This window comes from Streptomyces pluripotens, assembly GCF_000802245.2.
Classification (GTDB): domain Bacteria; phylum Actinomycetota; class Actinomycetes; order Streptomycetales; family Streptomycetaceae; genus Streptomyces; species Streptomyces pluripotens.
Genome location: NZ_CP021080.1, coordinates 2,478,003 through 2,495,448, shown reverse-complemented (window position 1 = coordinate 2,495,448; position 17,446 = coordinate 2,478,003). Strand labels below are relative to the sequence as shown.

The 17,446-nt window shown below is 72.6% G+C and carries 16 protein-coding genes, 1 tRNA gene and 1 pseudogene; 14 read left to right on the top strand and 4 right to left on the bottom strand.

All coding sequences use genetic code 11. The features are described from left to right. Positions 1-87 precede the first annotated feature (87 nt). From LK06_RS11060 to LK06_RS11050, 3 genes are all read left to right on the top strand, one after another. The gene (locus LK06_RS11060; RefSeq protein WP_039649366.1) at positions 88-408 is read left to right on the top strand and encodes a DUF6412 domain-containing protein; all 321 of its coding nucleotides are present in this window, start codon (positions 88-90) and stop codon (positions 406-408) included. Positions 409-503: 95 nt separating this feature from the next. Continuing rightward, positions 504-1,229, top strand: coding sequence for a YidC/Oxa1 family membrane protein insertase (locus LK06_RS11055; RefSeq protein WP_043404531.1), 726 nt, complete (start codon positions 504-506; stop codon positions 1,227-1,229). A 178-nt stretch (positions 1,230-1,407) separates the two neighbouring features. Further along, positions 1,408-2,265 (top strand): fumarylacetoacetate hydrolase family protein, encoded by an 858-nt coding sequence (locus LK06_RS11050; RefSeq protein WP_039649362.1) that lies wholly within the window; start codon positions 1,408-1,410, stop codon positions 2,263-2,265. A gap of 107 nt (positions 2,266-2,372) precedes the next feature. Here the strand turns inward: LK06_RS11050 and LK06_RS11045 are convergent, their stop codons facing one another. The 3 genes from LK06_RS11045 to LK06_RS11035 form a co-directional block, all read right to left on the bottom strand. Continuing rightward, positions 2,373-3,239: an LLM class F420-dependent oxidoreductase gene (locus LK06_RS11045; protein ID WP_039649359.1), complete on the bottom strand. Its 867-nt coding sequence runs from the start codon at positions 3,237-3,239 to the stop codon at positions 2,373-2,375. 73 nt (positions 3,240-3,312) lie between these two features. Next, on the bottom strand, positions 3,313-3,831 hold the full coding sequence (locus tag LK06_RS11040; RefSeq protein ID WP_043404528.1) for a heme-degrading domain-containing protein: 519 nt from the start codon (positions 3,829-3,831) through the stop codon (positions 3,313-3,315). Further along, the gene (locus LK06_RS11035) at positions 3,831-4,904 is read right to left on the bottom strand and encodes a Gfo/Idh/MocA family protein (protein ID WP_039649355.1); all 1,074 of its coding nucleotides are present in this window, start codon (positions 4,902-4,904) and stop codon (positions 3,831-3,833) included. Before LK06_RS11035 ends, LK06_RS11040 begins: the two co-directional genes overlap by 1 nt. A gap of 48 nt (positions 4,905-4,952) precedes the next feature. Here LK06_RS11035 and LK06_RS11030 point away from each other — a divergent pair. The 8 genes and pseudogenes from LK06_RS11030 (at position 4,953) to LK06_RS10995 (ending at position 12,554) form a co-directional block, all read left to right on the top strand. After that, a pseudogene (locus tag LK06_RS11030) lies at positions 4,953-6,181 on the top strand (ROK family transcriptional regulator). A 297-nt stretch (positions 6,182-6,478) separates the two neighbouring features. Further along, the gene (locus LK06_RS11025) at positions 6,479-7,321 is read left to right on the top strand and encodes a hypothetical protein (RefSeq protein ID WP_039649425.1); all 843 of its coding nucleotides are present in this window, start codon (positions 6,479-6,481) and stop codon (positions 7,319-7,321) included. A gap of 65 nt (positions 7,322-7,386) precedes the next feature. Beyond that, the gene (locus LK06_RS11020) at positions 7,387-8,160 is read left to right on the top strand and encodes a GntR family transcriptional regulator (RefSeq protein ID WP_039649347.1); all 774 of its coding nucleotides are present in this window, start codon (positions 7,387-7,389) and stop codon (positions 8,158-8,160) included. A gap of 167 nt (positions 8,161-8,327) precedes the next feature. Further along, positions 8,328-9,452: a TIGR03364 family FAD-dependent oxidoreductase gene (locus tag LK06_RS11015; RefSeq protein ID WP_039649345.1), complete on the top strand. Its 1,125-nt coding sequence runs from the start codon at positions 8,328-8,330 to the stop codon at positions 9,450-9,452. After that, a complete protein-coding gene (locus LK06_RS11010) occupies positions 9,449-10,156 on the top strand; it encodes an HAD family hydrolase (protein WP_267886068.1) in 708 nt (235 codons plus the stop codon). The genes LK06_RS11015 and LK06_RS11010 overlap by 4 nt, the downstream gene beginning before the upstream one ends. A gap of 248 nt (positions 10,157-10,404) precedes the next feature. Further along, positions 10,405-11,184, top strand: coding sequence for an HAD-IIA family hydrolase (locus LK06_RS11005; protein ID WP_039649341.1), 780 nt, complete (start codon positions 10,405-10,407; stop codon positions 11,182-11,184). Between the two features lie 138 nt (positions 11,185-11,322). Then, on the top strand, positions 11,323-11,862 hold the full coding sequence (locus LK06_RS11000) for a hypothetical protein (protein WP_039649338.1): 540 nt from the start codon (positions 11,323-11,325) through the stop codon (positions 11,860-11,862). Between the two features lie 8 nt (positions 11,863-11,870). Further along, on the top strand, positions 11,871-12,554 hold the full coding sequence (locus tag LK06_RS10995) for a class F sortase (RefSeq protein ID WP_039649336.1): 684 nt from the start codon (positions 11,871-11,873) through the stop codon (positions 12,552-12,554). A 246-nt stretch (positions 12,555-12,800) separates the two neighbouring features. Here LK06_RS10995 and LK06_RS10990 read toward each other — a convergent pair. Beyond that, positions 12,801-12,874: transfer RNA gene (locus tag LK06_RS10990), tRNA-Lys, on the bottom strand. Between the two features lie 187 nt (positions 12,875-13,061). On the opposite strand from LK06_RS10990, the gene LK06_RS10985 reads away from it, so the two are divergent. The 3 genes from LK06_RS10985 to LK06_RS10975 all read left to right on the top strand — a co-directional run bounded on the left by LK06_RS10985 (position 13,062) and on the right by LK06_RS10975 (position 17,415). Continuing rightward, positions 13,062-14,363: a peptidoglycan-binding protein gene (locus LK06_RS10985; protein ID WP_039649334.1), complete on the top strand. Its 1,302-nt coding sequence runs from the start codon at positions 13,062-13,064 to the stop codon at positions 14,361-14,363. Positions 14,364-14,449: 86 nt separating this feature from the next. Then, on the top strand, positions 14,450-15,583 hold the full coding sequence (locus tag LK06_RS10980) for an SPFH domain-containing protein (RefSeq protein WP_039649332.1): 1,134 nt from the start codon (positions 14,450-14,452) through the stop codon (positions 15,581-15,583). A 188-nt stretch (positions 15,584-15,771) separates the two neighbouring features. After that, on the top strand, positions 15,772-17,415 hold the full coding sequence (locus LK06_RS10975; protein ID WP_043404518.1) for an AMP-binding protein: 1,644 nt from the start codon (positions 15,772-15,774) through the stop codon (positions 17,413-17,415). Positions 17,416-17,446: the final 31 nt, after the last annotated feature.

The window sequence follows — 17,446 nt, the reverse complement described above, 5'->3', positions numbered from 1 at the left end:
GCACCAGTCGGTATGATCGGGACGGCACCACTCGGCGAACGCACGGGCCGGTTGAAGGCCGCAGCGAGTCGTGGGAAGGGGGCTTTGATGCGCAGTCGCGTCACCTGGCATCCCTTCGCCCTGCTGCTGGTCCTGACGCAGTTGCTGGTCCTCCAGAGTGGGCTTCTCGACACCGGTGGCCTCACCACGGCCCTCGCGCTCGCCGCGACCGCTGCCGCAGGCTCCGTACTCGCCCTGTGCTCCCTCCTCGCCGCCCGCTGCGCCCCCGCCGTCCCGCCCACCCGGGTGCGTACGGCGATACGCGACCGGGCCCGGCGCACGGCCTTCCTGCCGCAACGCGATCCCGACGCGCCCGGACGCCGGCGGCCCAGGGCACCCGGGCACGCCCTTCCGGCGACCGCCGCGTAGGGCACCGCACGCTGCACATCAGCACATGACCCTGCGCGGGTCGTCATGCCGCTCTTCCCGTTTCCGGCACGACGAGACCCCCGGAGGGCTCAGCCATGTCCGTCTTCTCCGCCTCCGCCCACCTGGTCGAGCACCTGGCCGACCTGTTGACGCCGCTCTTCCACGCCTCCGCGGCTGCCGCCGCGATCGTTCTGTTCACCGCGTTCGTACGACTTCTCGTCCACCCGTTGTCCCGGGCCGCCGCCCGCGGCCGACGCGCCCGTGTCGCGCTCCAGCCGAGGATCGCCGAACTACGCGAGAAGCACGGCAAGGATCGCCAGCGGTTGCAGAAGGCGATGGTGGAGCTGCATGCGGAGGAAAAGGTGTCGCCGCTGTCCGGCTGCCTGCCCAGCCTGCTCCAGCTGCCCGCCTTCTTCCTCCTCTACCACCTGTTCTCCAGCTCCACGATCGGCGGTGAGAGCAATGGACTGCTCATGCACCGGCTGTTCGCGGCACCGCTCGGCGGACGGTGGGCCGACGTGCTCGCCGACGGCGCGGTGTTCGGCCCGGCGGGCCTCGTCTATGTCGGCCTCTTTGCCCTCGTCGCGGCCATCGCCGTCGTCAACTACCGGCACGCGAAGCTGACGATGGCGAAGGACCCGGCCGGGGCGGGTACGGCTGACGGCCCGAAGGCGCCCGGGCTCGACACGGTCAGCAAGGTCATGCCGTTCATGTCCTTCTGCACGCTGGTGACCGTGGCGGTCGTACCGCTCGCGGCGGCGCTGTACGTCGTGACCAGCACCACGTGGAGCGCGGTCGAGCGGGCCGCACTGTACCGGTAGGGGTGCCGGGATCGCCGAGGGCGGGACCCGGCCCGTGGCCATGGGCCGGGTCCGGTTCCGTGCGGTCCAGTACATGAACAGGGTCTTGCGGACTGGACAGGGGGATTGGAGGATCAGCCAGTCCTCCGATGGCTGCACCCATCGGCCGGGCGCCCCACGATCGAAGGAGATTGTGATCATGAAGCTGCTGCGAGTCGGTACGGCGGGGGCGGAGCGACCGGCGCTACTCGATGCCGAGGGGACCCTGCGCGACCTGTCTGACCTCGTGGACGACATCGACGGCGCGCTCCTCGCCGACGACACACTGCTCGGTCGGGTACGGGCGGCGGCCGAGGCGGGCGAACTGCCCACACTGGAGGCGGCGGGGCTGCGGATCGGGCCGCCGCTTGGCCGCATCGGCAAGATCGTGTGCATCGGGCTCAACTACCACGACCATGCCCGCGAGACGGGCGCCGAGCCGCCCGCCGAGCCGGTGGTCTTCCTCAAGGCGCCGGACACGGTCGTCGGGCCCTACGACACCGTGCTCGTGCCGCGCGGCTCGGTGAAGACCGACTGGGAGGTGGAACTCGCCGTCGTCATCGGGCGTACGGCCCGCTGCCTGGAGTCGGCCGAGGAAGGGCTCGCCCACGTAGCCGGATACGCGGTGGCGCACGACGTCTCCGAGCGGGAGTTCCAGATCGAACGGGGCGGAACCTGGGACAAGGGCAAGAACTGCGAGACGTTCAACCCGCTGGGGCCGTGGTTGGTGACGGCGGACGAGGTACCGGATCCGCAGCGGCTCCCGCTGAAGCTGTGGGTCAACGGAGAGCTGAAGCAGGACGGCACGACGGCCGAGCAGATCTTTCCGGTCGGGGAGGTCGTGCGGTACCTCAGCCGGTTCATGACGCTGTACCCCGGCGACGTCGTCAATACGGGGACGCCGGCCGGGGTGGCGATGGGGCAGCCCGAGCCGAAGCCGTATCTGCGGGCCGGGGACGTGGTGGAGTTGGAGATCAGGGGGCTCGGCCGGCAGCGGCAGGAGCTGAAGGACGCGTAGCCACTCTGGGGCCGGGGCCGGGGCCGGGGGCGTCGGGGATCGCGGCCTCGCCGCTGTCCATGTGGCTCCCCGCGCCCCCGGACGGGCGTCCCCCGGGTGGGGGCTGGTCAGGCGAGCAAGGACGCCAGACGGCGCCATTCCTCTCTCGGCAGGGCGTCCCTGGGGCCGTCGAACACCACTTGGAGCGCCACATGGTCCGCGCCCGCCTCCTGGAAGGCGTTGATCCGTTCGCGGACACGGTCGTCGTCGCCCCAGGCGAAGACCGAGTCGACCAGTCGGTCGCTGCCGCCGTCCGCCAGGTCCTCCTCGGTGAAGCCGAGGCGCAGGAAGTTGTTGGTGTAGTTCGGCAGTGCGAGGTACAGCGCGAGGCTGTCGCGGGCGAGTGCGCGGGCGCGGGCCGGATCACTCTCCAGGACGACCTTCAACTCCGGAGCGAGCAGGGGGCCTTCGCCGAGGATCTCGCGGGCCCGTGCGGTGTGTTCCGCGGTGACCAGGTACGGCACCGCGCCCGCCGCCCGGTCACGGGACAGCTCCAGGGTCTTCGGACCGAGGGCGGCCAGCACGCGGCGCGCGATGGGGACCCCGGCCGCATCCAGGGCGTCGAGGTAGGCGACGAGCGCCGAGTACGGGCGACGGTACTGGTCGGCGAGCTTGGCGTGGCTCACCCCGAGGCCGAGCACGAAGCGGCCGGGGTGGGCGGCCTCTACTTCGGCGAAGGCCGCCGCGCTCGCGTCGGCCTGGTGCTGCCAGATGCTCTGGATGCTGGTGCCGACGGTGAGGGAGCGGGTGGCCTGCAAGAGCGGAACGGCATGGTGGGCTGCGCTACTGCGGCCCAGCCACACCGCTCCGTAGCCGAGTTCCTGCAACTCGGCTGCGGCCTCGGCCAGTTCGCTGCGGCGGGCGGGATCCTCCGCGCGCAGACCGGCGCTCCAGATGCCGTATCGTCCGACGGTCCGCCGCAATGCGTTGGTCATGGGCTGTGGTCCCTCCGGGTGAGCGTGATGCCGTGACGGCCGTGCAGCCGTGCCAACCGGGGCAACCGTCGGGTTAATCCCGTGCCTGTTCTGTCCCGTGCAGGAAGTGTTCCAGCGCCTCGACCACGAACCTGTGGTCCTGGAGCTGCGGCAGGCCGGAGACCGTCACCGCTCCGATGACGCCGGTGTTCTCGACGTTGATCGGGAACGAGCCGCCGTGGGCGGCGTAGGCACCGGGGTCGAGGCGGGAGGATTCCTCGAACGTGGTCCCCCTGGCTCGGAAGCGGGCACCGACGAGGTAGGAGGAGGCACCGTAGCGTTCCACCACCCGGCGCTTGCGGGCGATCCAGGCGTCGTTGTCAGGGGTGGAGCCGGGCAGGGCGGCGTGAAAGAGCTGCTGGCCGGCGCGGTGGATGTCGATGGCGACCGGCGCCTGTCGTTCCCGGGCCAGCTCGACCAGGAGGGTGCCGAGCGCCCAGGCGTCGGTGTGGGTGAACCGTCGGAATACCAGGCGGCGTTCCTGCGCCTCCAGTTCCGCCGGGCTGGGGGTGATCTCGGGTGCGGACTTCGGGGTGATCTTCGGGTGGTGCATCAGAGGGTCACCGTCACCTTGTTCCGGGCCGACCTGCGGGCCGCTTCCAGTACGTCCAGGGTGGTGGCCGCCTCCAGGGCGGTCACCGGGTTGGGGCCGGTGCCGGCCAGGGCGCCGGCGACCGCCGCGTAGTAGGCGGGGTAGTCGCCCGGCAGGGTGGGCACGGGCGTGCCGCCGCCGGTCAGCGGGGACTGCCCGGAGCCGATCCGGCCCCACAGGGACTCGCCCTCCGTCCCCCATCCGCCGGTGCCGCCGGGACGGCCGCCCTCGCGCAGCGCTGTCTCCTGCGGGTCCAGGCCGTACTTCACGTAACCCGCGCGGGAGCCCAGCACCCGGAAGCGCGGGCCGAGCTGGGCGGCTGTGGCGGAGACGTGGAGGTGGGAGCGGACGCCGCTGGCGTGGGTGAGCGCGATGAAGGTGTCGTCGTCGGTCTCGGCGCCGGGGCGGCGGATGTCCGCCTCGGCGTACACCTCGGTGGCCGGGCCGAAGAGGACCAGGGCCTGGTCGACGACGTGGCTGCCGAGGTCGTACAGCAGACCTCCGATCTCTGTCGGGTCGCCGGACTCGCGCCAGCCACCCTTGGGCTTCGGGCGCCAGCGTTCGAAGCGGGACTCGAAGCGCCAGGGTTCGCCGAGTTCGCCGTCCGCGAGCAGCTTGCGCAGGGTCAGGAAGTCGTTGTCCCAGCGGCGGTTCTGGAAGACCGAGAGGAGGAGGCCGCGCTCCTCTGCGAGGGCGGCGAGCGCGCGGGCCTCGGCCGCCGTGCCGGCAACGGGTTTGTCCACCACCACCGGTAGGCCCGCGCTGAGGGCCGCCGTGGCCAGCGGTACGTGTGTCCGGTTCGGCGAGGCGACGACCACCAGGTCCAACTCATCGGCGCGGTCGAATAGTTCGTCGGTGCCGCGGGCGAGCCGTACGTTCGGGAACTCGGTGCGGGCCTGCCGCTGCCGGTCCGGGGCGGAGGTGACCACCGTGTCCAGGGTCAGACCCTCAGCGGCAGCGATCAGCGGGGCGTGGAACACGGAGCCTGCGAGGCCGTAGCCGATCAGGCCGACACGGAAGGGGGCAGCGGTCATGCTCCCCACTTTGGCAACGCTGTTGCCAAAGTGCAAGTGGTGGGCAGAATGGGGGGCGTGAACAGGGCGACGAGGAGCAGTGGGCCAGCGGGAGCGAATCTGGGCGCGGTCCGCAGCCACAACACCGCGCTGGTGCTGGGTCTGCTGCGGGATGCCGGGGGTGAGGGCATCAGCCGCTTGGAGCTGGCCGAACGCACCGGGCTGACCCCGCAGGCCGTCAGCAAGATCATGGGGCGGCTGCGGGAGGAGGGGCTAGTGGCAGAGGCCGGGCGACAGGTGTCGACCGGGGGCAAGCCGCGGACGGTGCTGCGGCTGGTGCCGGAAGCGGGGCATGCGGTGGGGGTGCATCTGGACCGCGACGAGCTGCGGGTGGTCCTCGTCGACCTGGACGGAGCCGTCGTGGCGGAGCGGGGAGGGGACCTGGACCTGGGGGCGGAGGCGGAGGTCGTGCTCGGCGCGGTGGGGGACGCGGTGCGGGTCCTGGTGCGGGACGGCTTGGGACCGGCCGGCCGCGAGGCCAGCGGTGGGGGGCTCGCCGGCCTCGGGGGTGTCGCCCGGTCCGGGGGCTCGCCGGGTTCGGGCCGCTGCTGGGAGTGGGGGTGGCGCTTCCGGGCCCACTGGATCATGTGCGGGGGGTGCTGCACCGGGTCACCGGGTTTCCCCGCTGGAACGGCTTCCCGTTGCGGGACGCGCTCGCCGAGTGGTTGGGGGTGCCGGTCGTGGTGGACAAGGACACCAACGCCGCCGCTCTCGGGCTGGCGGTCACGGGCGCGGCCGGCAGCGGGAACGGGAGCAACGGGAACCCGCGGGGTTCCTTCGCGTACCTGCATCTGGGGTCGGGGCTCGGCGCCGGGCTGGTGTTCGACGGGAGGGTGCATCGGGGGGCGCGGACCGGGGCGGGGGAGTTCGGGCACCAGGTGATCCAGCTCGACGGACCGTTGTGCGAGTGCGGGAACCAGGGGTGCGTCGAGGCGCTGTGCCTGGGGGCCGTGGCGCGGGGCGATGCAGCGGAGGCCGCACGGGTGCTGGGGGTCGCGGCCGGGAACCTGGTGGGTTTGCTCGACATCGATGTGGTGCTGCTCGGTGGGCGGACGGTCGCGGGCGCGCCCGAGGCGTATGTGCGGGGGGTCGGTGAGGTGCTGGAAGCGCGCGCCCGGCGGGCCGGGGCGCCCGCCGGGCGGGTGCCGGTGCGGGTCGCTCCGTGCGGGGAGCGAGTGGTGGCCGAGGGGGCCGCGCAGTTGCTCCTGGCGCCGTTGTTCGGACGGGGGGCAGGGTGACAGCCGGTGGGACCGGCATTGCACGGGCGTTGCCGTCCGGACCACCTCGCACTGCGTTCCGGGGAGTGGCGCGTCCGGCCCGATCGCGGGTCCGGCCGGAGCTGCGGGCGACGCCGGGACGGGCGATCGTGGCAGGGTGCCGAAGCGGCTGCGCCGATCGAGCGGAGTCCGGTCCCGCCTGCGGAGCGGCGCCGCCCGTCCCGCCACCCCACCCGGCATGGTCATGTGTTCATGCGACTGCCCTCGTCCCGGTCCTTGTTCAGGTCCCTTCCCCGGTTCCGGTCCCTGCCCTCTTCCTTGCCCTCTTCCTCGCCCCTGCCCCGGTCCCTCTGCCTCGCCGCAGCCGTCACCGCCGTCGCCGTCCCCATGGCGGCGCCGGAAGCCGCCTTAGCCGAGGCGCCCGCCTCCTGCGCGGCCACGGACGCACGGGCCTTTCCGCTGGCCGCCCGGATCCGGGGCGGGCCCGGTGACTACGAGGCGGGGGGCGGGTTCGGCACCTGGTACATCGACCTCACCAACACGACCCACCGCACCTGCACCGACATCCACCCGGTCGTCGTCCTGGTCGACGACAAGCGCGCCCTGAAACCGGACCAGACCAAGCTGGAGTTCTACGACGGTGACCGGGTGCGGCCGGTGGCGTTCGACGCCACCGACGAGCAGGAACTGGTCGGAGTGCTCGACGGGGCCGGTTTCAAGGGGTTCACCGTGCCGGCCGGCCGGACCGTCAGCGTCAAGATCAGACTCGCGCTCACCTCCGACGCCGTTTCCGACGAGGTCACCGCCAGAGCCGCCGTCGTCCAGCGCCGCGGTGCGGACGGGGACTGGGTCGGGGAGTCCAACGCCTACCAGTTCGGCATCGGTCAGGACGGTGATGCCACGCCGGACGAGGCCGGCACCGGGGACGTGCAGGAGGCGAGGACCACCCCGCCCGGTACCCCACAGGCCACGCCCGGAGCCGGCACCCCGACCGCAGGCTCCTCCCTCCCCTTCGCCAGGGAAGCGCAGGAGGCCGGGGAGCGGGTCCGCGAGTTGGCGCGTACCGGACTCGGGCTCGCCCGCGGGCCGGTCGCCGCCGTCGCCGTCGCCCTGCTGGGTGTCGGGAGCGGTGTGTTTCTGCTGGTCCGCAGTCGGCGCTGAGCTCCTCGCCCCGCTCGCCCCCGTCCCCATACACCGCGGGGCCGCGCATCTGCGACGATCCCTGCGTGGACTACCCGAACGACCAGGCCCCCGGCGCTCCCGTGCGCTCCGGCATTCCCGAGCACGGGCGCATCCCCAAGTACTACGCGGTGAAAGCGCGGATCGCGGCGTTGCTGGAGGAGCTGGGGGAGGGCGGCGTCATCCCCACCGAACGGGATCTCGCCGAGCGGTACGACGTCGCCCGCGAGACCGTGCGGCAGGCCGTACGGGAGCTGGTGCTGGAGGGACGGCTCAGGCGCCGGGGTCGCGGGACGGTCGTTGCCGGACCCAAACTGACCCAGCCACTGTCCCTGGCCAGCTACACCGAGGGCGTGCGCCGGCAGGGGCGCACGCCCGGGCGGAACCTCGTCACCCTGGACCGTTTCCCGTGCCCGGACGCCCTCGCCGCCGAGACCGGGCTGAACCGGGGGGAACCGGTGTGGCATCTGGAGCGTGTGCTGCTGGCCGATGAGGAGCGGGTCGGTCTGGAGAGCACCTACGTCGCGGTCGGGCGGGTGCCCCGTCTGGACACCGACTTCGACCCCGACTCCTCCTTCTACGCCTATCTCACGACTCGGGGCATCGCCTTCGGCGATGCCGACGAACGCATCGAGACCGTGTTGGCCACACCGCGCGAGGCCCTGCTCATCGGCACTCCGCCCGCGCTGCCGATGCTGCTGATCCACCGGATCTCCCGGGACGTGGACGGGGGGCCGCTGGAGCGCGTGCGCAGTCTCTACCGCGGAGACCGTTTCTCCTTCACGACCCGTCTGTCTGGCACGACCCGTCTGTCTGGCTGAGGCGCGCCCCGTCCGCGGCGGAGCAACCGTCCTCGCCGCCCTCCACTCCCGACCCTCTGAAGAATAACGAAATAATAACGGGTCTAGCCCAAATGTGCCGGTGTCGTTCACGCTGGCACGGTCAGCCGGACCCCTCTGGTTCCCCGATCGCGAGGAGCTTCGCCGCCGTGAGAGTGACAGTCGTGGGAGCGGGCGTGCTGGGCACGATGCATGCCTGGCAGGCCGTGGAACGCGGCCATCAGGTCGTCCAGATCGAGCGTGAGGAGGAGGCGCGCGGCGCTTCGCTGCGCAACTTCGGTCAGCTCTGGGTCAGTGGGCGGGCCGGCGGTACGGAACTGGCGGCCGCGCTGCGGGCACGTGAGCTGTGGGAGCGGATCGGCGGCCGGGTGCCCGGCCTCGGCTTCCGCGCCAACGGCTCCCTCACCCCCGTGCGGGGGCCGCTCGAATGCGCCGTCGCCGAGGCCGCCACTGCTCGTCGGGACGCCACCGCCCGCGGTTATCAGATGCTGACCCCCGGCGAGGCGCGGGCCATCAACCCCGCCCTGCGCGGCGACTTCACGGCCGCACTGCTCTGCCGGCAGGACGCCGCGGTCGAGCCCCGTACCGCTCAACTCGCCCTGCGAGCAGAATTGCTCAAGTCCCCCCACTACACCTTTCTGCCGGGGCGAGAGGTGCGTGACGTGGTCGGTGCCGCGGCCGTACGCGACGATCGCGGTGAGGTGCACCACGCCGATGCCGTCGTACTGTGCACCGGAGCCTGGCTGGGTGGGCTCGTCCGCGAACTCGCCGGGCCCAAGCTGCCCGTGCGTCGCGTGCGGCTGCAGATGATGCAGACCGATCCGCTGGGCGAGCCGCTCACGACCTCGGTCGCGGACGCCGACAGTTTCCGTTACTACCCGGCGTACGCCTCCGCGGCGCTGGACGAGTTCAACGCGCGGCAGCCGCAGTCGCCGACCGCTGCTGGGCATCGCGTGCAGCTGCTCATGGTGCAGCGCGCCGACGGCGGCCTGACCATCGGTGACACCCACGAGTACGAGCACCCCTTCGCCTTCGACACCGTCGAGGACCCCTACGACCATCTCGCCGAAGTCGCCGAGTCCCTGCTCGGCCGCCCGCTGCCGAAGATCCGGCGCCGTTGGGCCGGCGTGTACGCACAGTGCACCGACCCGGGCCGGGTGGTGCACCGGCAGCAGGTGAGCGATGGGGTCTGGCTGGTCACCGGGCCCGGCGGGCGTGGTATGACCTGCGCGCCCGCGGTAGCCGAAACCACTGCGAACGAACTGGGTTGGTGAGGAAGCTGAGCACAGGCGTCCGTGACATCCGTCTCGTCGTCCTCGACATGGCCGGCACGACCGTCGCCGACGGCGGTCTCGTCGAGCGCGCCTTCACCGCGGCTGCCGCCGGACTGGGGGTCGAGCCCGGTTCGGCCCGGCACACCGAACACCTCGCCCATGTCCGCGCGACCATGGGCGAGTCCAAGATCTCCGTCTTCCGGCGGCTGTTCGGGGACGAGGCCCGTGCCCGGCGCGCCAACGCCGCCTTCCAGGAGGCGTACGCGGGTCTCGTCGAGGGTGGTCTGGTCACCCCCGTTCCCGGCGCCCGTGGGGCCATCGAGGAACTGGCCGGCAGCGGTCGTACCGTCGTCCTGGCCACCGGCTTCGCCCGTGTCACCCAAGACGCAGTCCTGGACGCCCTCGGCTGGCGGGACCTCGTGCCGCTCACCCTCTGCCCGGCCGACGCCGGTGGGCGCGGACGGCCCTTCCCGGACATGGTGCTGGAGGCCTTCGTGCGCACGCAGGCCGCGGAGGACGTGCGGCAGGTCGCGGTCGCGGGCGACACCTCCTACGACGTCCTCAGCGGCGTACGGGCGGGTGCCGGGGTGGTCGCCGGCGTGCGCACCGGGGCCCACGCGGACCCCGCCTTCCGTGCCGCCGGTGCCACCCACGTCCTGGACTCCGTCGCCGATCTGCCCGCCCTGCTCACGGGAGCCCGGTGAGACGGGCGTCCCCTTCGGTGCCTCACCCGCGAGAACGCCAACGCCAAGGGACCCGCTTCGGGGTCGGCCGCTGCGGCAGCGTGACCCGGCCTTCCCGCGTCCGCTTGTGCCGCACCGGGGCCGGCGCCAGGTAACGGGGGATCGGCAGGGTCCGGATCGCACGGTCCTGACTAGGCTGGGGGCCGTCGGTACGCCGTGGTTCCGGCGCCCCCGCTTCACGACCGTACGCACGCCAGGAGACGCACAACATGGCAGACCGAAAGCCCATAGAGTCATGGCTCACCGACATGGACGGCGTCCTGATCCACGAGGGGGTGCCGATCCCCGGCGCCGACACCTTTCTGAAGAAGCTGCGTGATTCCGGTCGGCCCTTCCTGGTGCTCACCAACAACTCCATCTACACCGCCCGTGATCTGCACGCCCGGCTGCGGCGCATGGGACTGGATGTGCCGGTGGACAACATCTGGACCTCGGCGCTGGCCACTGCCCAGTTCCTGAACGACCAGCGGCCCGGCGGCAGCGCCTATGTCATCGGCGAAGCCGGCCTGACCACCGCGCTGCACGACATCGGCTACATCCTCACCGACCAAGAGCCTGATTTCGTGATCCTCGGCGAGACCCGCACCTACTCCTTCGAGGCCCTGACCAAGGCCGTACGGCTGATCAACGACGGCGCCCGGTTCATCGCCACCAACCCCGACAACGTCGGCCCTTCCACCGAGGGCGACCTGCCCGCCACCGGTTCGGTCGCTGCCCTGATCACGGCCGCGACCGGCAAGAAGCCGTATTTTGTCGGCAAGCCGAACCCACTGATGATGCGGGCCGGCCTGAACGCGATCGGCGCTCACTCCGAGACCTCCGCGATGATCGGTGACCGTATGGACACGGATGTGCTCGCCGGGCTGGAGGCCGGGATGCGTACCTTCCTGGTGCTCAGCGGTGTGACCCAGCCGGACGAAGTGGACGGCTATCCCTTCCGGCCCTCCCAGGTCGTCGACTCCATCGCGGACCTGGTCAACCTGGTCTGACCACTCCGTCGGGTCCGGTCCCGCCGGAGCGGTCCCGTGCCCCGAAACACGGTGTCACCCGTTCGGTGGAGCGGAGCGCCCCCCGGGGATGCGGGGGCGCTTTGGCCGGGGGAACCTCCTGATGTCTGGAGGTTCACGATGGGCTCACTACGCCTCACTCTCTGTACGGGAATCCTGGCCGCGGCCACCTTCGCCCCGGCGGCCCACGCGGCGGACGGAGGTTCGGTCTCCGTGACCCCCGCCTCCCCGGCGCCGGGCGCTGATGTGGCCCTGCGCGTCAGGGGGTGCACCGGGCCGCAGGGCACCGCCGTCTCGGCCGCCTTCGTCGCCGACGCCCGCCTGACCGGCGGGCAGGGCACTCTGGCCGGCGAAACCCGGGTCCGCTCCTCCCTGAGGCCGGGCGCCTACGACGTGAAGATCACCTGCGCCGAATACGTGATCAAAGGCAGGATCACGGTGGTGGAGGAGGGCGCCGCCCGGCCGTTGGAGCCCACCGGTGTTCCGGCCTCGCCCGTCGCCCCGGTCCACGCGGGCGGCGGCGGTACCGCCCACTTCGCGACCGTGGCCGCCAGCGGTTCCGGCCCCGGCACCGCCCAAGCGGTGACCGGCCTGGTGCTCGCCGGGATCGCCGCGGTCGCCGTCGGGCTGCGTGCCCGCCGGAGCCGCGGCCGGCGCTGACACCCGCCGTGACCGACGATCACGAGCCGGCCGCCCGCACCGGCACCGGGCGGCTCGTCACCGGTGTGGCCTGGGCCGTGCTGTTGCTCGGGCTGTGGCTGTGGGGCCGGGGGGTGACCGGCGTGCGCCAGAGCACAGGCGGGCCCGCCACGGGCGACGTGTTCACCATCGGCCGTTCCGCCGATCCCGTCCGGCTGCCGCCCCCGGCCAAGCCGCTGGGCGAGGCGCCACCCCAGCGCGTCGACATCCCCCAGCTCGGCGTTCAGGCACCCGTGGTGGCCCGTGGCCTGGACGGCGGGGGCGCCATCGATCCACCGCCCTTCGACCAGCCGGGCGTGGTCGGCTGGTACGGCTCCGGTACCACGCCGGGCGCCGAGGGGGCGGCGCTGCTGGTGGGGCATGTCGACACCGAGACCCGGCCCGCCGTCTTCTACAAGCTCAGTACCCTCACACCCGGCGAGACGGTCCGGGTGGTCCGTGCGGACGGCAGGGTCGCCGAGTTCACCATCGACGACGTCCGTGTGCTGCCCCGGGCCGGTTTCGACGCCCGGCAGGCCTACGGCCCTCACGAGCCGGGTCGTGCCGAACTCCGGCTGATCACGTGCGGAGGTTCCTATGACCGCGTCAGCCGCAGCTACACCGCCAACGTGGTGGTCTCCGCGTACCTCACCGGCACGGCCCCCGGCCGTTGAGACCGGCCGTTGGGGTGGTCCGACCTGATGGACCGCGGGGACGGACAGAGGTCCCCCCGGGTGACGGGGCCGGGTGACAGGAACCAGAGGGCCGGTGGGCGCCGCCCGGAAGCGCGAAGGGCTCGGGTCGACGCCGTCCCGGCGCGACGGTGTCCAGCCGGGGGGCGAGAGGGACCCGTCCCCCGGCGGTGGAGATCTTCGGGCGTGCGAAAGGCCCCCCGCTCCTGCGAGGGGCCTTTCGGTCGGTGCGCCGCCAGGGACTCGAACCCCGGACCCGCTGATTAAGAGTCAGCTGCTCTAACCAACTGAGCTAGCGGCGCCTGCTGACGAGGAGAACTCTACCCGACCTGGAAACGTGCTCCCGACCACTTTTCGATGACGCGATGGTCGGCCGGGGGAGCCGTGTACGTCATTCGGACCGTCAGCATGCGCGTCCCGGTTGCAGTTGGGAAACTGATCAATGTGCACACTCGCGGACAAATCCACCCCGAATGTGAGGCAGATCGCATGGCCGCTCCGGCGTTCGAGGAATTCGATCCCGTGAGCGACTGTGACTGCCCAGGCTGTGTTCTCCAGCGGCGGATGAGCCCCCGTCCGCAGTCCGGCCATCCGTGCGGTCACCCGGCTGCCCGTGGAGTCGTGGTCGTGGCCGTGGCCTCCGCCGCCCTCGGTGCCGTCCCCCCGGCAGCCGCCCTGACCGCCGGCCAGTCCCCGCACCGTCAGGCCGTACCGGGGGACGGAGAGCCCGGCACCCCGCAGGGCGCCAAGGCCCCGCTGCACGGCCCGGTGGCCAAGCCGGCCGAGCCGGCCACCGTGCGCATCCCCTCCACCACTCGGACGGACATCATCAACCGGGCCAAGACCTGGGTGGCGGCGCAGGTCCCCTACAGCATGTACGCCTACTGGCCCGACGGATACCGGCAGGACTGCTCGGGCTATGTCTCCATGGCCTGGGGCCTGCCGGGCAACGAATGGACCGGCAGTCTCGACCAGTACGGAGTGAAGATCACCAAGGAGGAACTGCAGCCCGGCGACATCCTGCTGTACCACAACCCGGACGACCCCGAACGCGGCTCCCACGTGGTGATCTTCGGAGGTTGGACGGACTACACGCACACCTACTACACGGCCTACGAGCAGACACCCCCGCGCACCCGTCGCCAGATCACCCCCTACGCCTACTGGAGCCATTCCGGCGCATACGTCCCCTATCGCTACAAGGGCGTCGCCCCCGTCACCGCGGGTGCCGAACCGGCAGCCGCCGGAAAGACGACCGCGGCCTTCCCGGGTGCGGCCTACTTCGGTCGCGGCGCCGACAACACGTACGTCACCCAACTCGGCAGGATGTTGGTGGCCCGGGGCGGCGACTCGTACTACACCAAGGGCCCGGGACCGGTCTGGGGTGAGGCGGATCGACGGGCCACCCTGGCGTTCCAGCAGGCCCAGGGCTGGACGGGCGCGGACGCGGACGGGCTCCCCGGTCCGGGAACCTGGAGACTGCTCGCCACGGGCCGGGGCAAGGACATCAGGTCCGCCAAGGCGGGACCGGCCCTGCCCGCCTCGCACGGCGTGCCCGGCTACCCCGGCCGGAACTGGTTCCGGCCGGGGGCAACCAACGACTACATCACCCGGTTGGGTGCCCAGTTGGTGAAGAAAGGATTCGGCCGCTTCTACTCCATCGGTCCCGGTCCGCACTGGGGCGAGGCGGACCGGCGGGCCGTGGAGGCCTTCCAACGCTCCCAGGGCTGGCGGGGCGGCGCGGCGGACGGCTATCCGGGCCCGGAGACCTGGCGGCGGCTGTTCACCTAGCCGGTGCCGCAGCACCGGGGTGGGTCCCACCCCTAGTTCCATTCCCACTGTTCATGACGCATCTGGCGCGGAGGCTGGAGGCACGCATGAGTACGACCACCTCGCACACACCGCCCGAATCCGAGGGGCCGCCCGAGGGCGCCGGAGCCGCCGGAGTCCGGCCGGCCCGGCTGATCCAGAACGAGGCGACCACCGAGATCCCCGTCCACCTGCTCTTCCGGGACGACCCCGACCCGGTGGAGGTGCCCCTCAAGCCCGCCGTGGTGGGCCGGCGGCAGGGCACCGGCGAGCAACCCCGCGTCAGCCGCCCGGCGCCGGGGCGCAGGAGGTCCCTCCCCCAGGTCGACCCGGAGCTGGTGGAGCACCCGGCGCGGGTGCTGCCGGGCGCCGCCGGGGTGCTGGCCGGAGCCTGCGGGCTCACCGGATGCCTGGCCACCACCTGGTGGGCGGGACTGCTCCCGCCGCTCGCCGCGGACGCCCTGCGGCTGCCGGCGCACGCGGGGGCCGGCCTCGGCCCCGCGCAGTGGGTGGCCTACGTCGGGGCCGGGGCGCTCGGCGTGCTCGGCTTCGGGGGGCTGGCCCGGGGGCGGACCGGACGGGCCTGGGTGCTCGGCCTGTTCGGCCGTTACCGGGGGACGGTCCGGCGTACCGGGCTGCTCTGGATCAACCCGCTGCTGCTGCGCCGCCGGGCCGACGTGCGGTTGCGGCACTGGCGCAGCGAGGCGATGGCCGCGGCGGACCCCGACGGCATGGCGTTGCGGGTGGTCGTGCTGGTGGTGTGGCGGGTGCGGGACACCGCGCGAGCCGTGCTCGGCATCGAGGACCACGAGGCGTATCTGCGCGAATGCGTGGAAGCGGCGCTGGCCCGGGTGGCGGTGGAGCCGGCAGGTGGGACGCGGGGCGGGGTGGCGGCGGCCGGGGAGGCACTGACCCGGCTGGTGGCGGCGGAAGCCGCGCCGGTCGGAATGGAGGTGTTCTCGGTGCAGCCGGTCCGGGTGGAGTACGCGCCCGACGTGGCAGCCGCGATGCACCGGCGCCGGATCGCCGCGCTGGACGCCCGGCAGCGGGCCAGCATGCTCAGCTCGGTGGTGGACTCGGTGGAGGACACGGTGACCCGGCTGACCGTGCGCGGCCTGGTCGAGTTGGACGACTACGAGCGCAAGGTGCTCGTACGGGACCTCACGGTGGCGTTCTGCTCGGGGCGCGGGGAGCCTGCGTAGGGGGCCGGCCGCCCGGGGCCGGCCGGCGGGCTCTCCGTTGACACCGGTGCCGGGCTGACCCTTCTCGGGGTGGGGCGTCGTCCTCTGCACCGGTTTCGTGGTCGTGGCGCACGTGATGTCGTCGGGACCGGACGGGCTGCTGCCGCAGCCCTCCACATCTGACACGGCATCAGTTAACGTGCCCGGCCATGGAGTCCACGACGGGCACGGTCGCCGAGCTGGTCGCGGCGCGGTGGGGGGACCACCGGCCGGGACTGTGGTGCGAGGAGCGAGTGCTGACCCAGCACGAGACGGCGGCCGGTGCCGCCGCGCGGGCGGCGCTGCTGGCCGACCTGCTGCCGGCCGGTGCCGTACCGCACCTCGGGGTGCTGCTCGACAACACCGAGGAATTCCCGCTGTGGCTGGCCGCCGCCGCACTCGCCGGGGCTGCCGTCGCGGGCATCAACCCGACCCGCCCGGGTCCCGAGCTGGCCCGGGACATCCTGCACACGGAGTGCCGGGTCCTGGTCACCGAGCCGGTTCACCTGCCGCTGCTGGCCGGAATCGGTCTGCTGCCGAGCTCGCCCCGCGCGAGGGCGGCCGGGCGCGGGGGAGTACGGCTCCTCGTCACGGGCACACCGGAGTACGCCGACCTCCTCGCGCCGTACTCCGGCACCGTGCCCGACCCGTACCGGGCCACCCCGGCGGACCGGCTGCTCCTGTACTTCACCTCCGGCTCCACCGGTGCCCCCAAGGCCGCGATCTGCTCCCAGGGCCGGCTGGCCGCGGCCGGACAGGCCCTGGCCCAGCGGTTCGCGGTCCGTCCGGACGACGTGCACTACGTCTGCATGCCGATGTTCCACGGCAACGCGGTGATCGCCGGCTGGGCGCCCGCGCTGGCCGCCGGGGCCGGGGTGGCGTTGCGTCGCCGGTTCTCCGCGTCCGGTTTCCTCGCCGACGTCCGCCGCTACCGCGCGACCTACTTCACCTACGTCGGCCGGGCGGTCCAGTACGTCCTCGCCACCGGGCCCCGCCCGGACGACCGCGACAACCCGCTGCGGCTCGGTTTCGGCACGGAGGCCGGAGCGGCGGACGCAGCGGCCTTCGAGCGGCGGTTCGGGGTGCGACTGGTGGAGGGGTACGGCTCCTCCGAGGGCGGCGCGGCGATCCAGTGGGAACCGGGCACCCCGGCGTGCGCGGTGGGGCCGGCCGGGCCCGGGCTCGTGGTGTTGGATCCGGCCACGGGGCGCGAGTGCCCGAGGGCCGTCCTGGACACCGCCGGCCGGCTGCTGAACGGTGATGAGGCCATAGGCGAGCTGGTCAACCGGGCCCCGAACCCCTTCGAAGGTTATTGGCGCAACCCAGTCGCGGAGGCCGAGCGGCGTCGGGGAGGGGTGTACTGGACCGGGGACCTCTTCTACCGGGACACCGCCGGCTACCTGTACTTCGCGGGCCGCACCGACGACCGGATCCGGGTTGACGGCGAGAATCTGGCCGCCGCGGTGATCGAGCGGATCGTTGCCCGGTACGAGGGTGCGGCGGCCGTCGCCGTGTACGGGGTGCCGGACCCGGTGACGGGAGACCAGGTGATGGCGACCGTGGCCGGACGGTTCGATCCGGCGGGCTTCGAGGAGTTCCTGCGGTCGCAGCCCGACCTCGGGACGAAGATGGCGCCCCGGTTCGTGCGGGTGGTGGAGCGGATGCCGGTGACGGCGACGAACAAGATCCATCGGGCGCTGCTGCGGCGGGAGGGCTTCCGGTGCGCCGATCCGGTGTGGTGGCAGCCGCCGGGTGAGTCCTCGTACCGCAGGCTCACCGCAGAAGACGTCGAAGGGCCCCTCGCTTCTGCGTAGGGTCCCGCGGCAGGGGCGAGGGGTGACACCG

Bases quoted from the DNA above. Each gene is read 5' to 3' on its own strand.
- LK06_RS11005 (WP_039649341.1), top strand. From the start codon at position 10,405: ATGGCAGACCGAAAGCCCATAGAGTCATGGCTCACCGACATGGACGGC.
- LK06_RS11045 (WP_039649359.1), bottom strand. From the start codon at position 3,239: ATGACCAACGCATTGCGGCGGACCGTCGGACGATACGGCATCTGGAGC.
- LK06_RS11000 (WP_039649338.1), top strand. From the start codon at position 11,323: ATGGGCTCACTACGCCTCACTCTCTGTACGGGAATCCTGGCCGCGGCC.
- LK06_RS11035 (WP_039649355.1), bottom strand. From the start codon at position 4,904: ATGACCGCTGCCCCCTTCCGTGTCGGCCTGATCGGCTACGGCCTCGCA.
- LK06_RS11060 (WP_039649366.1), top strand. From the start codon at position 88: ATGCGCAGTCGCGTCACCTGGCATCCCTTCGCCCTGCTGCTGGTCCTG.
- LK06_RS10980 (WP_039649332.1), top strand. From the start codon at position 14,450: ATGAGTACGACCACCTCGCACACACCGCCCGAATCCGAGGGGCCGCCC.
- LK06_RS11040 (WP_043404528.1), bottom strand. From the start codon at position 3,831: ATGCACCACCCGAAGATCACCCCGAAGTCCGCACCCGAGATCACCCCC.
- LK06_RS10985 (WP_039649334.1), top strand. From the start codon at position 13,062: ATGGCCGCTCCGGCGTTCGAGGAATTCGATCCCGTGAGCGACTGTGAC.
- LK06_RS10975 (WP_043404518.1), top strand. From the start codon at position 15,772: ATGGAGTCCACGACGGGCACGGTCGCCGAGCTGGTCGCGGCGCGGTGG.
- LK06_RS11050 (WP_039649362.1), top strand. From the start codon at position 1,408: ATGAAGCTGCTGCGAGTCGGTACGGCGGGGGCGGAGCGACCGGCGCTA.
- LK06_RS11055 (WP_043404531.1), top strand. From the start codon at position 504: ATGTCCGTCTTCTCCGCCTCCGCCCACCTGGTCGAGCACCTGGCCGAC.